Annotated in this window: 15 protein-coding genes and 2 pseudogenes; 10 read left to right on the top strand and 7 right to left on the bottom strand. The window is 59.0% G+C overall.

Annotation, left to right across the window (positions count from 1 at the left end):
- Positions 1-243: 243 nt before the first annotated feature.
- On the top strand, positions 244-456 hold the full coding sequence (locus tag HMPREF0308_RS12495; protein WP_236251949.1) for an alkyl hydroperoxide reductase: 213 nt from the start codon (positions 244-246) through the stop codon (positions 454-456).
- Between the two features lie 62 nt (positions 457-518).
- Here the strand turns inward: HMPREF0308_RS12495 and HMPREF0308_RS12490 are convergent, their stop codons facing one another.
- Positions 519-902, bottom strand: a complete 384-nt coding sequence (locus HMPREF0308_RS12490; protein ID WP_370445677.1) for a heavy metal-responsive transcriptional regulator — start codon at positions 900-902, stop codon at positions 519-521.
- Between the two features lie 227 nt (positions 903-1,129).
- Between HMPREF0308_RS12490 and HMPREF0308_RS12485 the strand changes: the two genes are divergently transcribed.
- From HMPREF0308_RS12485 to HMPREF0308_RS12465, 6 genes and pseudogenes are all read left to right on the top strand, one after another.
- Entirely contained in the window at positions 1,130-1,522 is a 393-nt protein-coding gene (locus tag HMPREF0308_RS12485; protein ID WP_034657644.1) for a hypothetical protein, read from the top strand.
- Positions 1,519-2,484: a cytochrome c biogenesis CcdA family protein gene (locus HMPREF0308_RS12480; protein ID WP_005532162.1), complete on the top strand. Its 966-nt coding sequence runs from the start codon at positions 1,519-1,521 to the stop codon at positions 2,482-2,484. The genes HMPREF0308_RS12485 and HMPREF0308_RS12480 overlap by 4 nt, the downstream gene beginning before the upstream one ends.
- On the top strand, positions 2,481-3,029 hold the full coding sequence (locus tag HMPREF0308_RS12475; protein ID WP_005532161.1) for a TlpA family protein disulfide reductase: 549 nt from the start codon (positions 2,481-2,483) through the stop codon (positions 3,027-3,029). Before HMPREF0308_RS12480 ends, HMPREF0308_RS12475 begins: the two co-directional genes overlap by 4 nt.
- Before the next feature lie 119 nt (positions 3,030-3,148).
- The gene (merA, locus tag HMPREF0308_RS12470; RefSeq protein ID WP_005532160.1) at positions 3,149-4,591 is read left to right on the top strand and encodes a mercury(II) reductase; all 1,443 of its coding nucleotides are present in this window, start codon (positions 3,149-3,151) and stop codon (positions 4,589-4,591) included.
- Between the two features lie 253 nt (positions 4,592-4,844).
- On the top strand, positions 4,845-5,441 hold the full coding sequence (locus HMPREF0308_RS13445; RefSeq protein ID WP_174775574.1) for a cytidine/deoxycytidylate deaminase family protein: 597 nt from the start codon (positions 4,845-4,847) through the stop codon (positions 5,439-5,441).
- Positions 5,442-5,747: 306 nt separating this feature from the next.
- A pseudogene (locus HMPREF0308_RS12465) lies at positions 5,748-7,025 on the top strand (IS256 family transposase).
- Positions 7,026-7,114: 89 nt separating this feature from the next.
- Here HMPREF0308_RS12465 and HMPREF0308_RS13440 read toward each other — a convergent pair.
- The 4 genes and pseudogenes from HMPREF0308_RS13440 to HMPREF0308_RS12445 form a co-directional block, all read right to left on the bottom strand.
- Positions 7,115-7,456: pseudogene (locus tag HMPREF0308_RS13440) on the bottom strand (DUF2335 domain-containing protein); the annotation flags it as partial.
- A gap of 882 nt (positions 7,457-8,338) precedes the next feature.
- Positions 8,339-9,352: a ketol-acid reductoisomerase gene (gene ilvC, locus HMPREF0308_RS12455; protein ID WP_005532148.1), complete on the bottom strand. Its 1,014-nt coding sequence runs from the start codon at positions 9,350-9,352 to the stop codon at positions 8,339-8,341.
- A gap of 89 nt (positions 9,353-9,441) precedes the next feature.
- Positions 9,442-9,957 carry an acetolactate synthase small subunit gene (gene ilvN / locus HMPREF0308_RS12450; protein WP_005532147.1) on the bottom strand — a complete coding sequence of 172 codons (516 nt, stop codon included), beginning with the start codon at positions 9,955-9,957 and terminating at the stop codon, positions 9,442-9,444.
- A gap of 5 nt (positions 9,958-9,962) precedes the next feature.
- Complete coding sequence (locus tag HMPREF0308_RS12445; RefSeq protein ID WP_034657608.1) at positions 9,963-11,810, bottom strand: acetolactate synthase large subunit; 1,848 nt, start codon at positions 11,808-11,810, stop codon at positions 9,963-9,965.
- Between the two features lie 398 nt (positions 11,811-12,208).
- On the opposite strand from HMPREF0308_RS12445, the gene HMPREF0308_RS12440 reads away from it, so the two are divergent.
- The 3 genes from HMPREF0308_RS12440 to HMPREF0308_RS12430 all read left to right on the top strand — a co-directional run bounded on the left by HMPREF0308_RS12440 (position 12,209) and on the right by HMPREF0308_RS12430 (position 16,034).
- Positions 12,209-12,772 (top strand): PH domain-containing protein, encoded by a 564-nt coding sequence (locus tag HMPREF0308_RS12440; RefSeq protein WP_005532144.1) that lies wholly within the window; start codon positions 12,209-12,211, stop codon positions 12,770-12,772.
- 64 nt (positions 12,773-12,836) lie between these two features.
- The gene (ilvD, locus tag HMPREF0308_RS12435) at positions 12,837-14,690 is read left to right on the top strand and encodes a dihydroxy-acid dehydratase (RefSeq protein WP_005532143.1); all 1,854 of its coding nucleotides are present in this window, start codon (positions 12,837-12,839) and stop codon (positions 14,688-14,690) included.
- Between the two features lie 87 nt (positions 14,691-14,777).
- A complete protein-coding gene (locus HMPREF0308_RS12430) occupies positions 14,778-16,034 on the top strand; it encodes a glycosyltransferase family 87 protein (RefSeq protein ID WP_050765484.1) in 1,257 nt (418 codons plus the stop codon).
- On the opposite strand, the gene HMPREF0308_RS12425 is transcribed toward HMPREF0308_RS12430, so the two are convergent.
- Positions 16,027-16,320: a winged helix-turn-helix transcriptional regulator gene (locus tag HMPREF0308_RS12425; RefSeq protein ID WP_005532140.1), complete on the bottom strand. Its 294-nt coding sequence runs from the start codon at positions 16,318-16,320 to the stop codon at positions 16,027-16,029. The two genes, HMPREF0308_RS12430 and HMPREF0308_RS12425, sit on opposite strands and share 8 nt — an antisense overlap.
- The gene (locus HMPREF0308_RS13055; RefSeq protein ID WP_005532138.1) at positions 16,313-16,678 is read right to left on the bottom strand and encodes a hypothetical protein; all 366 of its coding nucleotides are present in this window, start codon (positions 16,676-16,678) and stop codon (positions 16,313-16,315) included. Before HMPREF0308_RS13055 ends, HMPREF0308_RS12425 begins: the two co-directional genes overlap by 8 nt.
- Between the last annotated feature and the right edge of the window lie 2 nt (positions 16,679-16,680).

The raw sequence follows: 16,680 nt of genomic DNA, 5'->3' as shown, positions 1-16,680 counted from the left end.
AACCCCGAACCGGCGTAACAATAGGGTGTAATCAACTTTTACAAGTGTTATCTGTCTCGGAGAGGATAAGAATCAGAGAATGATCCTCTACGTCCGGTTCCTACCCCAGATCATTCCCACCGAAAGCCGCCGCCAACCGGCCTGACCTCGCTTACTCGCCGGGCCACGGCATCACCATGGGGCTTGACCTTCGAGCCGGGAGCCCGGGCGCTTGCCAAGGTCCAGCGAAGCTCTCCTGCTGCCGTGAACTATGTCGCGGTGGACATCGCGTCCTACGAGACGGCCGATGAAATCAGGGAATTCCTGGCCGGAAATGGGGCGTCATCCCTGGCCTTTGCCTCTGATACCGATACGCGGCTCATCACCGCCTACCGGATAAACCAGGTAAGCACCGCTGTAATCCTAGACGCCGCGGGCACGGAGGTCTTCCGTGCCGTGGAGCCGGGTGCTGCGTAACTGCGGACGGCACTGGCCGCGGCGGGAGCCGGCTCAGTGAAGCCCCTTAGCCTGCGGCGGGCTCAGATGTAACTGCAGATTTGTTCAGCATCGCAGCGCTGAGGGTCGGCCACCTCGGCGGTTGCATATTGTTCGGCCACGGTCACCCGGAGCGCGGTGAGCTCCGCGATTTTCCGGTCCAGGTCCTGCAACTGTTTCCCCAGGACATCCCGTACGTGGGTGCAAGGCGTCAAACCGCTATCGCGGATCCGCAGAATGCCCTGGATCTGCGCCAGTGTCAGCCCGGCGACTTGGCTGCGGCGAATGAATTCGAGGCGGCTGAGGGTGTCGTGGGTGTAGTCACGATAGCCGTTGGCCGAGCGCTCAGCCGGTGGGAGCAGGCCCCGGTCCTCATAGAACCTGATCGTCTTGGTTGTTATACCGGCAGCATCAGCAACTTCACCGATTCGCATTTCGGGTCCTCATCTCGTTCCAAAAAATCGCATATGACCCTTCCATCGTACTGGAACGTTCCGCATCGGCACCCGCAAACCAACAGGTCCCGTCGCCAGCTTGACCTTCCCCCTTAGTGGAAGGTTGATAATGGGGTGTGACGTACTACTGGCCGTCCGGTTTCGTGTTGGGGTCCCCTGTCGGGGTCCCGGACACGAGCCGGACATATGAAGGGATGATCATGTCAATAAAAGTGAAGGGCCGGAAGCGCTCTGGCCTGGTGCTTGCGGCAGGCACTCTGCTGTCCTTCCTTGGTGTTGTGATGGTGGCGCTGGTGTGCTGCGGGGTACCCGTTCTGACGGCTGCAGCCGGTGTTTTCGCCGCGGCCGGCGCAATGGCCGGCAACCTCTGGTTCATTGCCGCCGCAGCCCTTGCCGCCGCAGCCCTTGCCGCGGGGGCCCTGCTCCTGCGGGCGCAGCGTCGGGGCAGCCCGGGGACGGATTGTTGCGCCCGTTCCCGCCCGGGGGCCAGCCTGTCCGCGGATTCTACTCCAACACCTCATTCATCGTCGGAGCAGGAGCGGTCCGGGCAGTCCCGGGCCGGTGCTTCTGAGGATGCGGGGTCACAGGGATGACGGGTGTTTTGGGTCTGGCCTTTCTGACCGGAATGCTTGCCACGGTGAATCCATGCGGGTTTGCGATGCTGCCAACCTATCTGGCGTATTTCATTGGTTCAGGCCCCGGTGCGGGACGGAAGCGGCCGTTGCTTGCAGGTCTTCAGGCCGGGGTTGCCCTCAGCGCCGGTTTCGCCACTGTCTTTGTTACGGCCGGCCTGCTCGCCGCTGTAGGCCTGCGGTCGGTGGCGTCGGCGCTTCCCTGGGCGGCGGCGCTGATCGGAGCGGTTATTGTGGTTGCCGGCCTTGGCATGGTGTTCGGATGGCAGCTGCCCGGGGCGAGGTTGAACCTGCCCCGGATTCTGAAGACGGACGGGACCAGTTCGGGCCTCAGGGCGGTCTTTGGCTACGGGGTGGCCTATGCGGTGGCTGCGCTCTCTTGCAGCCTGGCCCTGCTGCTGGCTGTTGTCGCCCAGGCTGTGTCCACCGGGAGCCTGGCCGGGCTGCTGGCGGTCTTCGCCGCCTACGCCTTGGGCTCCTCGGTGGTGCTGGTCCTTCTGTCCCTCGGTGCAGCGGTAGCGCGGGACGTCCTGGCACGCCACGTCCGAAGGATCCTGCCGTTTGTTAATCGTCTCGGCGGAGCCGCGCTTATCCTCGCAGGGATCTACCTGTTGCTCTACTGGGTTCCGGCCCTGTCCGGCGGGCAGGCCGGGGAGATCATGGGCGGGACGGTCACCGAAGCCAGCGTGGCGCTGTCCGGTTTCATCTCGGGCAACTGGCCCATCATCACCCTCACCGCGGTGGCCGCCGTCCTCGCCGCCGCGGCCCTGGCCCTGCGGCGCCGCAGTAAAAGCAAGGCACAGGACAACAGCGCAATCACGGATGGGGCTGAGAGCAGCGACAGCACCGAAGCGTGCTGCGGCCCGGAACATCTTCTTCCCGACACGGCGCCAGGGCGCACCAACCAGAAAGGAAACCCATGACAACGACCAGAAACCACCGGCGGATCTTCACCATTACTGCCGTCGTAGCGGCCGCGGCCCTCATCCTGGTCCTGGCCCTCACTGCGTTGAACCGCGGGAGCGAAACCGCTCCCGCCGCCGGGCCAGCGGGCGCAAACAACGTGGACAGGATCGAGATCACATCTGTGGACGGCAAGGCCCTCACCGTCCCTTCCACCCGCCCGACAGTGCTGTATTTCATGGCGAGCTGGTGCTATACCTGCGTTCCGCAGGCAGAAGCGATGAAGGAACTGGAACAGGAATATGCCGATAAGGCAGACTTCGTCGCCGTGGACGTGACGCCGGAGAACACAAAAACCCAAGTGGACCAGTTCCGCGAAATGGCCGGCACACCCGGATACCCCTTCGTTGTCGACCGGACCGGGGAACTCACCCAAAAGTACGCGGTCACATCCCTGGACAGTACCGTCGTCATCGCACCTGACGGTGACATCCTGGGCCGGGCCGATTCCCGGCCCATGAAGGCCGATGCCCTGAAGGAATTTCTTGACACAACACTTCCGTAGCAACACCGATCTCTTCGCTCCCGTTCTTGACCTTCCCGTGCAGGGGAAGGTGCAGACTGGGGACAGCATGCAAAAAGGAACGCCCCCGGGGTGTTCATTCGAGACTCCAAGGAGGACTAATGCCTGAGGCAGCACCAGATTTTGATTTAGCCGTGATCGGTTCCGGAGGCGGCGCCTTCGCCGCCGCCATCCGGGCCACCAAGCTGGGCAATCGGGTCGTGATGATCGAACGCTCCACGGTGGGCGGGACCTGTGTGAACACCGGGTGCGTTCCCTCCAAAGCCCTGCTGGCCGCCGCCGAAGCCCGGCATGTCGCTGTGGATGCGACCGGAAGGTTCCCCGGGATCAGCACTTCCGCCGCCCCGGTGGACATGGGTGTACTGATAGACGGGAAACGCTCCCTGGTCGAGGGAATGCGCTCGGATAAATACGTGGATCTGGCCGCCGACTACGGATGGGACCTGCGCCAGGGCACCGCGGTGTTCGCCGGCACCCCGGAGGAACCGGTCCTGGAAATCACCGGACCCGACGGCACCCGCGACTCCCTGACCGCCGCCCATTATCTGGTCGCGACCGGTTCGACCCCGTGGGCACCCCCGGTGCCGGGACTGGATGAAGTCAACTACCTGACCTCGACCACCGCCATGGAACTGAACGAGGTGCCCGAGTCCCTGATCGTCTTCGGCGGCGGGTACGTGGCCCTGGAGCAGGCGCAGCTTTTTGCCCGCCTCGGATCCAAAGTGACCTTGCTGGTCCGCTCCAGGCTTGCCTCGCACGAGGAACCGGAAGCCTCCCGTGCGCTGATGGGCGTCTTCGCCGACGAGGGCATCCGCGTGGTCCGCCGCGCAGCCGTAACTTCGGTCCGCACAGATCCCGCCGGCGCAGAGGTCCTTGTCACCGCCACGGTCGCCGGGGGCCAGGAGGAATTCCGCGCCGCAAAGCTGCTGGTAGCCACCGGCCGACGCGCCGTCACCGACGGACTGAACCTGGACGCCGTCGGCGTCAAGACCGGCGACACCGGCCAGATCCTGGTCGAGAGCACACTCGCCAGCTCCAACCCCAGGATCTGGGCCGCAGGGGATGTGACCGGGCACCGAGAATTCGTCTACGTCGCGTCCGCCCACGGAACCCTGATGGTGGAGAACGCCTTCAACAACGCCGGGCGCGAGGTCGACTACCGGCACCTGCCCCGCGTGACGTTCACCAGCCCGTCACTGGCCGCGGTCGGCATGACCGACAAGGAAGCCAACGAGGCGGGCATCCGGTGTGAATGCCGGGTCCTGCCCCTGGAATACGTTCCCCGGGCACTGGTGAACCGGGACACCCGCGGCTTCATCAAAATCGTCGCCGACGCCGACACCGGACGGATTGTGGGGATCACCGCCGTCGGCAAGGAGGCCGGTGACCTGGCCGCCGCCGGAGTCTACATCCTCGAGGCCGGCATGACCGTTGACCAGGTCGCGAACCTCTGGTGCCCATACCTGACCATGGCCGAAGGGATCAAAATCGCCGCACAGTCCTTCACCACCGACGTCTCCAAACTCTCCTGCTGCGCCTCCTGACCCGCGCCAGATCCCAGCCTAATCCCATTACGTTGTTGGCAGTTCCGCTTGAAGGAGCCCAGGATTCGTACTCCTAGCCCCATGCTGGGGCAAGCTATGTTTATCTGCGTTCCTTCCGCCTTGTGGCAGTGGAACTAGTCGCTGGCTTCGGTATGGCTTATTTTCGTCCCTGTCTGAAAATGATCCGGGGGGGGTGTTCCCGATCTCTGTCTTCGCATAGATCAAGCGCGTTAGCATTTATTACCCTTAAAGAGTGATTACCAACGAACTTCGAAATTTACTAGCCAAAGCAACCACCCATGCACAGCGTTTTCAAGACGGAGAAGACCACACTGTAGCCGCAGCACTCCTCACCAAATCAGGCAAACACGTACTCGGTTTGAACGCGCACCACTTCCTCGGTGGTCCTTGCGGGGAAGTCTCGGCTTTAGCTAACCATGCTGCTAGTTATCCAGAGGACCCAATCCAAGCAGTAGTCGCCGTATACGGACCTACTGGTCAAGTTATTCCTCCCTGCGGTAAATGCCGCCAGGTGCTTTTTGATGTTGATCCGTCCATCCGGTGCATCGTGCGCGGAAGCAATGGACTTGAAGCACCTACCGTAGAAGAACTCTTACCATTCGCATTCAACTGGCGAGATATAGAACAAGAGCAGCGCATCTACATGTGGGAAGGCTACGAGGAATCAATTCGTAGCGGAGAAAAGCAACAAACCATCCGAGTAGATGTTCCTTTCCATGAAGGAAGTGCCCACATTGTCTTCGAGAAAGAATCCGGAGAGGTCGTCACCATTCCTGCACAGGGGCCTGACCCCCGGAAAGTGGACACGTCGGGGGTTAGGCCCCTGTGACTGTACCGTCTTAGCTATAGTGAAGACCCAGGCAATTTAACCAAAGTTATGCAGCCTAGTGAAATACGGAGTGTGAATTATGGCGGAGGCGTGGAGTTTAGAAATTTTTTTACCAGGGGATACGCCATTTACTAAAGAGGTATTTTCCCTCAGAAAATTATGTGTCTCCCGATGATGGAGGGTGTCGGAATCTTTGCGCATGAGGTTTAATCTTCAATCACGAAGAAGAGTGCGCAACAATGACTGCCTAAGTCCCCGAAGAAACATGATGACGCTGAGCGCGTCGCCGATATCAACCGCCGGCTGATGTAGAACCCGGAAACCGCCAAGTTGATCCAGGAGCTGGGTGAATCAACCGCCGACGCCAACGAGCTGGTGCGTGGCCTGCTGCAGGCCACGATTAACAGTGGGCTCAGCGCGGAAATGGATGCACACCTGGGCTACGTCAATGGCGACCGGGCTGCTAAGGAAGCTGCCGGCCAATCGAACAGCCGTAGCGGCTCCTATCCCAAAACCGTGGACTCGGTATACGGACCAGTTGATATCAGTGTTCCTCGAGATCGAGCAGGCACCTATATGCCGCGTATGGTTCCCAAGGGCAGCCGCAGACTTACCGACCTCGATGACATGGTCATTAGTTTGTATGCGGGTGGAATAACCGTGCGTGACATCGAACATCATCTGGCTACCACCATCGGCGTGAACTTGTCGCCAGATACCATTAGCGCGGTCACCGATGCGGTCTTAGAGGAAGTCACCGCGTGGCAGACCAGGCAACTCGACGAGTTCTATCCAGTCATCTTCCTTGATGCCCTACGTGTAAAAATCCGTGACAACGGACGCGTCGTCAACAAGGCGGTCTACATGGCTGTCGGTGTGGACATGGAAGGCATCAAGCACATCTTGGGCTTGTGGGTAGCTACCAATGAAGGTGCAGCATTCTGGTCGCAGGTATGCGCAGAAATCGCCAACCGCGGTGTCAACGATGTTTTTATTGTCTGTTGTGACGGACTGAAAGGTTTTCCCGAAGCAATCCAGGCAACCTGGCCGGACTCCATGGTCCAAACCTGAGTGGTGCATCTGATTCGTGCCGCTAACAGGTGGGTAGCCTCCGGCGACCGGAAAGAGATCTCGAAGCAACTACGAGGCATCTATACCGCTGTCAACGAGAATGAAGCTCGACGTGCACTCGATGAGTTTGAGACCAGCGAGCTTGGCCAGAAGTATCCGTAATCAGTGAAAGTCTGGCGCGACGCGTAGGACAGGTTCATTCCGTTCCTGCAGTTCCCGCCAGCGGCAAGGAAGGTTATCTACACCACCAATTCCATCGAATCGATGAACAGTCAGCTGCGAAAAACAACACGAAACCGAGTTCAGTTCCCGTCGGATTCAGCGGCAGTGAAGACGCTGTGGTTGATGATCTGTAACATCGAGAACCGTCGTCCTGCCCGCCGCGCTAAAGAAGGAGCCAAAGCTTCTGCTTCAGCCAAGCAACCTATCGAAGGCAGCAAGACCAGCAACTGGAAGCAGGCAATCAATCAGCTATCCGTGGCCTACCCCAACAGGTTCGCCGCATACTTGTAAATCAACCCCCGTACACAAACGGACAGACACCCTCGCCGGTGGCAGGATATAAATAGTCGCATCGATTATATCACACAGCGTGACAAAACTCAGTCGTCATTCTCCCCATCGTGTCGCACTGGATTCACCTGCAGACCTTCTTTACCCGTGCGATACGCCATGTATGCACTTGCAGCAGTAACAATTAGCGCCACTACGCTGGGGACCGGTTTGTCGAACCAAGCCATAATAAGCGTGCCAAGAAGAGCGATGATGGCAACCGCTGAAAACAACCCTTGCTGACGTCGTTCAATTAATCCTCGATTGTCAATCGAACGAGCAGTTGCTTTTTGAATTTCTGCATCAGCCGAAGCAGTTTGATGGTAGGCATCAATTGATTTCTCGGCCATCTGGACAATACGATCCGCAGCACCGGGAAGAACATCGTCATACCCAGCGAAATCGTTTACTCATGGTAGCGGCCCTGTGTGAGTCGCTATCATCGTTTGGAACTCAGCCGAAGTGATTTGGCGTTCTTCGTCTGGAGTTATTACCTCGAGATCGGGATCTGTTGCATTGCACTCGTCAATGCTCGACCGGTGTCTTTCCAGCCCTCCACGACCAGGGTCTCGGGCCTCGGAGTTCTCACTCCGTAAATCTTTTCCCCGCTGTTCGTCGTCGCTAGTAGCTTCCGACTCCGCGTCTGGAAGTTCATCTTCCGGCGTGCCATCTGACATCACTACTCCTTTCGCTAGACGGTCACGGTTCTATGGGCTTTTGATTGTAGCCGTTTCTGATGCGCAAGACATCGTGAACCTCGTTTACTTCATATAAGTTAACCCCATCCGCTTGTTTTCGCGTCGCTAACGCTCCTCTTTCCACCCACTTTCTGAAGCGCTCAGGTTTGATGTGAAACCCCTGCTGGTTTAATCGGTAGCAGATTATGTTCTATCAAATACCTCTAAGCCTTGAGCCGCTGGGCATCCGTGTATCGCACATTAATCATACGGGAAATCCTCCAAGATTTCGTCCGCATCCCCTTCAGGACGTGGCCCACGTGATGGGGCATTCTCCCAATGTTTTGTTGTCTACGTATGCGCATGTGCTTTCAGGTTCGCAGGACCGTATCACGGCGGCGATTAGCGCCCATGTGGGCAAAGACCTATCGCCAGGCCGTCCGGCTTTGCGGGCGGTCGGCGAGTGGCAGAACAGCAGTAGCGCCCCCGGCTCTTGAATCTAATCAAATCGCCGGGGCGCTTTCGTATCTATTGCGGGATTTTTGCGGGATCCCCGCCTATTGAAAAAGGGTGTCTAACGCTTTCACCTGCGAATTCTTAGGCGGTAGCGTCCAAAGGGTTTTTGACCCAGCTCATGAGGTCACGCAGCTTGGCACCGGTGTCCTCGATTGGGTGTGCGTTAACCTTAGCGCGCATATCCTCGAGTTCCTTGTTGCCGCCCTCAACGTTGGCAACCAGGCGCTTGACGAAGGTGCCGTCCTGAATGTCGGTAAGAACGTCCTTCATGCGAGCCTTAACGGAATCGTCAATGATGCGCGGTCCAGCAACGTAGCCACCGAACTCAGCGGTATCAGAGATGGAGTAGTTCATGTTGGCCAGGCCGCCCTCCCAGATGAGGTCGACGATGAGCTTCATCTCATGAAGAACCTCAAAGTAGGCCATCTCCGGCTCGTAGCCAGCCTCGGTCAGGGTCTCAAATCCCGCCATCATCAGGTACTCGAGGCCACCGCAGAGCACAGCCTGCTCACCGAAGAGGTCGGTCTCGGTCTCGTCCTTGAAGGTGGTCGGAATAACACCCGCACGAGCGCCACCGATTGCCGCAGCGTAGGACAGGGAAAGGTCGTGACCCTCCCCCTTCGGATCCTGCTCGGTAGCGATAAGACAAGGAACACCCTTACCGTCAACAAACTGACGGCGAACCAGGTGGCCTGGGCCCTTCGGGGCAACCATGCCGATGGTGATGTTCTCTGCCGGTTTGATGAGCCCGAAGTGGATGTTCAGGCCGTGGCCGAAGAACAGCGCGTTGCCGTCCTCCAGGTTCGGCTCAATGTCCTCGGAGAAGATCTGGGCCTGGGAGGTATCCGGCGCCAGCAACATGATGACGTCTGCCCACTTAGCCGCCTCAGCGTTGGTGAGAACCTTAAAGCCGGCCTCCTCAGCCTTTGGGCGGGATTTGGAGCCCTCACGCAGACCAATTGCAACCTCAACACCAGAATCACGCAGGTTCTGTGCGTGTGCGTGACCCTGGGAGCCATAACCAATGATGGCGACCTTGCGGCCCTGGATGATGGAGAGGTCTGCGTCAGCGTCGTAGAAAGTCTCGATTGCCATGTCAGTATTCCTTACATAGATATTGCTGTGCGATGAACTACCTATAGTTGTACCACACAACGGGATGGTTTGTTCACAATGTGAGATTTTCATTTCGAAGGAGCCATCGTCTTTGGTCCGCGCCCCAGCGCCACGTGACCCGATTGGACGAGTTCACGGATACCAAAAGGCTCCAAGACATCAAGCAGCGCCCGCAGTTTGTCGGGTGTACCAGTGGCTTCAATAACTACGGACTCTTGCGCGACGTCGACAATGCGCGCGCGGAAGATGTTGACCGCATCAACCACCTGCGGACGATTGGTGTTGTCTGCAGAGACCTTCACCAGCATAATGGCGCGGGCGATGGTGGATTCCTCCTTCAGTTCCACAACCTTGAGAACCGGAATGATCTTGTTGAGCTGTTTGGTAACTTGCTCAATGACGACGTCGGAAGCATCGACCACGATGGTAAGACGGTTGACGCCTTCCGTTTCCGTACGCGCAGAAACTAGCGAGACCAGGTTGTAGCCGCGGCGGGTAAACATACCCGCAACGCGAGAGATGATGCCCTCGATGTCTTGCACCAAGACGGACAGGGTGTGGCGGGTGATTTCATTCGTTGCCATTATTCTTAGGCCTCCTCGACCATCTCGTGGATTTCTGCGAGATCCTCAGCAGCGGACTCGTTCTCATCAAATAGTGGTCGCAGTCCCAATGCATACTGGATCTCCTCATTGGAAGCGCCACCACCAATCATCGGCCATACCTGAGCATCCTGCCCCACGATGAAGTCGATGACCACTGGACGGTCGTTGATTTCGCGCGCCCGCTTGATGGCCGGCTCGACTTCCTCTTCCTTGGTGACGCGAATCGACTCGCAGCCCAGCGCCTCCGCGAGCTTGACAAAGTCCGGGAGATACTCATCGTGCTCACGCAGCTTGGTGTTGGAGTAGTTCTGGTCGTAGAAAAGTGTCTGCCACTGACGCACCATGCCCAAATTGCCGTTATTAATAACAGCCACCTTGAATGGAAAGCCTTCCACCGCCGCGGTGGTCAGCTCCTGGTTGGTCATCTGGAAGCAGCCATCGCCGTCGATAGCCCACACTTCCCTATCCGGGCAAGCAGCCTTAGCACCCAGCGCAGCGGGAACCGCGTAGCCCATCGTGCCCGCACCACCGGAGTTAATCCAGGTGCGCGGCTTTTCAAAGTCAATAAACTGAGCGGACCACATCTGATGCTGGCCCACACCGGCACAATAGATTGCCTCAGCGCCGACGATGGAGCTGAGCTTTTCCAATACGAACTGCGGATTGAGCAAACCGTCCGGCGTGGGCTCATAGCCCCGCGGGAAACGCTTCTTTAGATCCTCCAGGTAGGCCATCCACTCCCCGATCGCCGGTGGGTTGAGCTTCGCATCATTCTGGAAAGCCTTGGTCAACTGCAGCAACACCTCGCGGGCATCACCGACGATTGGAACGGCCGCCTCCCGGATCTTGCCAATTTCGGCCGGGTCCACGTCCGCGTGGATAACCTGTGCGTTCGGTGCGAAGGTTTCGGTATCGCCCGTAACACGGTCGTCGAAACGTGCACCAATGGCGATAAGCAGATCCGCGCGCTGCATCGCAGCCACCGCCGGAACCGTACCGTGCATGCCCGGCATACCCATGTGCTGCGGGTGCGAATCGGGGAAGGAACCCAGCGCCATCAAGGTGGTGACAACCGGGATCCCAGAAAGCTCGGCAAACTCCACCAGCTCGCGAGAGGCATTCGCTTTGATGACGCCGCCGCCAATGTAGAGAACAGGCGCCTCAGCCTCCGCTATCAACTTTGCAGCCTGCGTGATCTGACGCGGGTGCGGCGTAGTGGTGGGCTTATAACCTGGCAGGTCAATCTGCGGCGGATATACGTACTCGAGCGTGGCGTTCTGCACGTCCTTCGGGATATCGACTAGCACCGGACCAGGGCGCCCAGTCGAAGCCAGGTGGAAGGCTGCGGCGATAGCGGTGGGAATATCCTGCGGATCAGTAACGATGAAGTTGTGCTTGGTAATCGGCATCGTCACGCCGCGGATGTCCGCTTCCTGGAAGGCGTCCGTCCCCAGCAAGCTGGTGCCCACCTGGCCGGTGATGGCCACAACAGGAACGGAGTCCAGGTTGGCGTCGGCAAGCGGCGTAACCAAGTTGGTTGCACCCGGACCGGAGGTCGCAATCATCACACCCACCTTGCCGGAGGCTTGGGCATAACCTTCTGCGGCGTGACCCGCACCCTGCTCGTGGCGGGTAAGCACGTGGCACAGCTTGGTGGAATGGTGCAATGCATCATAGAGCGGCAGCACTGCGCCGCCCGGAATGCCGAATACTAGGTCAGTGCCTAGGTCTTCTAGGGTGCGGACGATCGCTTGCGCGCCGGTGATAATCTCGGCCCCCTGCTTCTTAGCAGAGGCCACCGATGCCGGGGTGGGCGGATGTGTAGCTGCCACGGGGAATGAGCTCCTTGTTGATGAATTGCTGTATCTACTTTGGGTGACACCCCGGGGATGGTGGGATGTCCGTTTGCTAATGAAACACCCTGGGTGCGGTGCCACATTTGCTGAACTGACCAGAAAATGCCAACGCCCCCGTCTCAACTTCCGCTAAGAAGTTGACGAGGGCGCTTGCTTTTCGACGTCGCTGAAGTTTGATTCGGCAACCCGTTACGGCAAACGCCGCGCCGGTACTACTAGCTGAAGTCGAATAATGATCATGGGAATTACTATACACATATAGATATCGGTCCACTGGAAATACCCCCACTTTTGGGAGCGACGTTCCATTTTGCGAGATAGCACAGGTGGGGCGGTTAACACGGAGGGGGCAAAGTCAATTAGCATAAGCACCTATGACGTCATCTCACCCACAGAACGCCGACTCCGCTCCCGCCTCGGAGGCCCGGGCCACCCACGCCCAGGCAGAGGAATTCAAGCCCGCTCGAGACCACATTTTGGGCATCATTCTTTTATCCGCCATCGCACTGCTCAGCATCGGTTGGGCTCCCAAGTATCTGGCTTGGCTGCTCATCGTTCCAGTGTTGTGCATCTGGTGGGTATTGAAGTCCCGCACTCGTGTCTCCGAAAAGGGCATTGCAATCAGCTACGCTTTCAAGGGTTCCCAAAACATCTCTTGGGACAACTTCGCAGGCATTGGTTTCCAGCGTGCCAAAGCATTCGCCCGCACGAAGTCCGGAAAGCAGTTCACGCTTCCGGGCGTCACCTTCAATTCGTTGCCAAGGCTTTCCGACGCCTCCCGCGGCCGCATCCCCGATGCGCTAACCGCCGGGCGTGACGCCGCCGACGAGAAAGTGGTGATCGTGCACCGCGATGGTCAGCAGGTTCTCATGTCCAAGGAAGAATACAGCCAATACCTCGAAAAACACCCCGAGCGAGCCCCCAAAGCTGAGCATTAACGACCTTCTCAGCCCACCAGTAAGCGTCTAGTAGCACGCCATAGAGATAAAGGATTATCACCCCATGTTTCCGCTGCGCTCGAAAGTAACCACCGTTGGCCGCCAGGCATCTGGTGCGCGTGCCCTATGGCGCGCAACCGGCACCCAGGAGCACGAATTCGGCAAGCCAATCGTGGCGATTGCTAACTCCTACACCCAGTTTGTGCCAGGCCACGTTCACCTCAAAAATGTGGGCGACATCGTGGCCGATGCGGTCCGCGCAGCCGGTGGCGTCCCAAAGGAGTTCAACACCATCGCTGTCGACGACGGAATCGCCATGGGCCACCAGGGCATGCTGTACTCCCTGCCTTCACGTGAAATCATCTCTGATTCCATCGAGTACATGGTCAATGCCCACACCGCGGACGCACTGGTGTGTATCTCCAACTGTGACAAGATAACCCCGGGCATGCTCAATGCAGCACTGCGTCTGAACATCCCCACCATCTTCGTCTCCGGCGGCCCCATGGAGGCAGGCAAGGTCGTCGTAGTCGACGGCGTCGCCAAGGCCCCGACCGACCTCATCACCGCTATCACGGCGTCGGCAAGCGACGACGTCTCTGACGAGGATCTGCTCACCGTCGAGCAGTCTGCCTGCCCTACCTGCGGTTCATGCTCCGGCATGTTCACCGCTAACTCCATGAACTGCCTGACCGAGGCACTCGGCTTGGCACTGCCGGGCAACGGCACCACCCTGGCCACGCACACAGCCCGCAAGGCGCTGTTTGAAGAGGCCGGCTCCACCATCGTGGACATGTGCCGCCGCTACTACGGCGAGGAGGACGAATCCGTCCTCCCGCGCAGCATCGCCACTAAGGAAGCCTTCACCAACGCCATGGCACTCGACATGGCCATGGGCGGTTCCACCAACACCATCCTCCACACCTTGGCCGCAGCGCAGGAGGGCGAGGTGGACTTCACTTTGGAGGACATCAACGAGATCTCCTACCGCGTACCGTGCCTGTCCAAGGTCGCGCCTAACGGCACCTACCACATCGAGGACGTCCACCGTGCCGGCGGCATCCCCGCCATCCTTGGCGAGCTACGTCGCGCCGGCCACCTTAACCTGAAGGTGCACACCGCGCTCTACGACAACGCTGAACAGTGGTTGGACGACTGGGACATCCGTAACGACAAGGCTCTAGACAAGGCCCGCGAGCTCTTCTACGCCGCACCGGGCGGCGTGCGCACCACCGAGCCTTTCTCCCAGTCCAACCGCTGGGAGTCGCTGGATACCGACCAAGCCAATGGCTGCATCCACGATGCAGAACACGCTTTCTCCTCCGACGGCGGCCTCGTGGTCTTGCGCGGCAACCTCGCACCGAACGGCGCCATCGTCAAGGCTGCTGGTGTCGAGGAAGAGCTGTGGAAGTTCTCCGGCCCGGCCCGCGTGGTCGAGTCCCAGGAAGAGGCCGTCTCCATCATCTTGAAGCGCGAGGTACAGGCGGGCGACGTCATCGTCATCCGTTACGAGGGCCCGGCCGGCGGCCCAGGCATGCAGGAGATGCTCCACCCGACGTCCTTCCTCAAGGGCTCAGGCCTAGGCAAGGCCTGCGCGCTCATCACGGACGGCCGCTTCTCCGGCGGGACCTCCGGCCTATCCATCGGCCACATCTCCCCTGAGGCAGCCCACGGCGGCCTCATCGGTTTGGTTGAAAACGGCGACACCATCTCCATTGACATCCACGAGCGCAAGCTCTCCTTGGACGTTGATGAGACGGAGCTGAAGCGACGTCGCCAAGCGCAAGAGCAGCGCGAAAAGCCATGGACCCCGGTGGAGCGCAACCGCCCTGTCTCCAAGGCTCTGCGCGCTTATGCCAACATGGCAACCTCCGCTGACCGCGGTGCCGTCCGCGTGGTGGATGGCCACGTGAACTAAGCGTTCCCGCTGCTTATTCCAACTAACTTCGCCCATGCGCCACGTCCTACGCAGCGCATGGGCGAAAGTGTCCTATTGTTGAATCCGATGAAACCCGCGAATACAACTTTGAAATGGGCACTAACGCTGTTCGGCCTCATTGCCGGAACTGTGGGAATGATCCTGCATGTGCGCATGACAGACTTCCCCATCGACATGGTCATCTACCGGGAAGGCGTGAAGGCTTATCTCGAGGGCCGCTCCATGTATTCGGAGCCCATGATGGCCGGCGACATTGCGCTACCCTTCATCTACCCGCCATTCGGCGCGCTCGCGATGGTGCCACTCACGGCGCCTGACTGGATTACCCACGACATGGCCGGCAACATCATGAACGTGTTGTCGGACGTACTTGTGCTCGCCTGCCTGTATTTCATTTTCCGCGCGTTGCTCAAGGACCGCACATGGCTCTTGCCGGTGGTTTCCCTGGTTTGGGCTCTGACGATGGCCTTCGAACCAATTCGCCTCAACAACGGCTTTGCGCAGGTCAACATCGTCATCATGGCCCTGGTCATCTTCGATCTCGTTCCGCGCAAGCGCTGGCTACCGCAGGGCATCCTCATCGGTCTCGCTGCAGCCATCAAGATCACTCCCCTGGCAATGCTGCTCTACTTCTTGCTGCGCAAGGAGCTTAAGCCGATCCTGATTGCTATCGGCACTGCAGCCGCGGCTACGCTGGCAGCCGCAGCGGTTCGCTGGCAGGCATTCGTAGAGTTCTTTACCTCAAAGCTGCTCGACATGGGCTCGGGCGCCGACTTCGGCGTGGCCACCGATTACCAGTCCAACAGCTCACTCAAGGCGGTCGTGCAGCGCCTGTTCCCCTCCACGGAGTCGATGGAGGCCAACGGAACCCTCATCAACATCATCTGGCTGGTGCTGGCGCTTGCGGTGGTCGCCGTAGGCTCGCTGCTCATCTTGGCATTGCTCAAACGCAACATGCTTGTCGACGCCCAGCTGGTCACCGCACTAGTCATGCTGCTGATTTCCCCAGTCTCTTGGTCTCACCACTGGGTCTGGCTCGCACTCGTTATCCCGGTCTTCACCTACCGTGCATGGACATGGCGCAACAACACGTGGGTCGCAGGCTCCTTCCTAGCGGTTATGGCAGCGTGGGGCGCGATGGTCATTACGGTGCCACCAAAGTGGTGGTTCGGTGACTCCATTGACGTGCACGGCCAGCCCTTCTATCAGAAGTTCCTCGTGGACGACTTTGTGTGGTTGACCTTCATCGTAGTAGCACTTTTTGCCTACTGCCTGCGTTATGTAACACCGTCGCCTGCGATTTCCCGCAGCGCCGCTAAGTGAGAATTAAACACGTTTTTCCTTCTGCGGTCAGCATGACCCAGACGGTGTCTTTGGCGCGCGTTGAGCCGTACTCGCGGAAGCGGGTAACAAAGCCTGCCTCCTCCAAGACCTTCAGCTGCTTCGACAGCATCGCATCTGTGAGTCCCGTTTCATCGCGCAGCGCACCGAAACGCATCTCCTTCCGCTGCTGGCCCTCGACTGCCCCGAAAGCCCTGAGCGCCGCACAGATCTTGAATCGGTTAAGTGGCTGGATGATGGGGTTTAGAGCAGATAGTGACTCACGCATTGCGGCTCGCCCTCTTGTTTAGATCCAGCGCATCGCTTTGCAGCGCCCAAAACATCGCGCAGCCCCAGATGAAAGCTGCGGCGATCCCAAGCCATATCTTTTCATCAAAAGCCCACATAAGCAGAGCAGGCGCAAACAGCACTGCCATCCCGGCATAGTATTTCTTGTCCGGCTTAGGTTCCTTGCGTGGGTCTTGGCGATAAGACATGCGGGTCTTGAAGCGTTTCTTCCAGGCAAAAATGCACGCGGCAACAGCCACGACCATGACCACCGCAAATACAGGCCATCCCCATTGCTCTGGCGCTACCCCCACCGCCAGCAAGCATAGGGGAAAGACAAAAGAAAATCCGCCCACCATTT

Origin of the sequence: Corynebacterium striatum ATCC 6940 (assembly GCF_000159135.1) — a bacterium.
Lineage (GTDB): Bacteria > Actinomycetota > Actinomycetes > Mycobacteriales > Mycobacteriaceae > Corynebacterium > Corynebacterium striatum.
Note: the sequence above shows the minus strand (reverse complement) of the source record. Positions and strands in the feature narration are given on the sequence as shown.

Bases quoted from the DNA above. Each gene is read 5' to 3' on its own strand.
- HMPREF0308_RS12480 (WP_005532162.1), top strand. From the start codon at position 1,519: ATGACGGGTGTTTTGGGTCTGGCCTTTCTGACCGGAATGCTTGCCACG.
- ilvD (WP_005532143.1), top strand. From the start codon at position 12,837: ATGTTTCCGCTGCGCTCGAAAGTAACCACCGTTGGCCGCCAGGCATCT.
- HMPREF0308_RS12475 (WP_005532161.1), top strand. From the start codon at position 2,481: ATGACAACGACCAGAAACCACCGGCGGATCTTCACCATTACTGCCGTC.
- merA (WP_005532160.1), top strand. From the start codon at position 3,149: ATGCCTGAGGCAGCACCAGATTTTGATTTAGCCGTGATCGGTTCCGGA.
- HMPREF0308_RS12425 (WP_005532140.1), bottom strand. From the start codon at position 16,320: ATGCGTGAGTCACTATCTGCTCTAAACCCCATCATCCAGCCACTTAAC.
- HMPREF0308_RS12440 (WP_005532144.1), top strand. From the start codon at position 12,209: ATGACGTCATCTCACCCACAGAACGCCGACTCCGCTCCCGCCTCGGAG.
- ilvN (WP_005532147.1), bottom strand. From the start codon at position 9,957: ATGGCAACGAATGAAATCACCCGCCACACCCTGTCCGTCTTGGTGCAA.
- HMPREF0308_RS12430 (WP_050765484.1), top strand. From the start codon at position 14,778: ATGAAACCCGCGAATACAACTTTGAAATGGGCACTAACGCTGTTCGGC.
- ilvC (WP_005532148.1), bottom strand. From the start codon at position 9,352: ATGGCAATCGAGACTTTCTACGACGCTGACGCAGACCTCTCCATCATC.
- HMPREF0308_RS12485 (WP_034657644.1), top strand. From the start codon at position 1,130: ATGTCAATAAAAGTGAAGGGCCGGAAGCGCTCTGGCCTGGTGCTTGCG.
- HMPREF0308_RS13055 (WP_005532138.1), bottom strand. From the start codon at position 16,678: ATGGTGGGCGGATTTTCTTTTGTCTTTCCCCTATGCTTGCTGGCGGTG.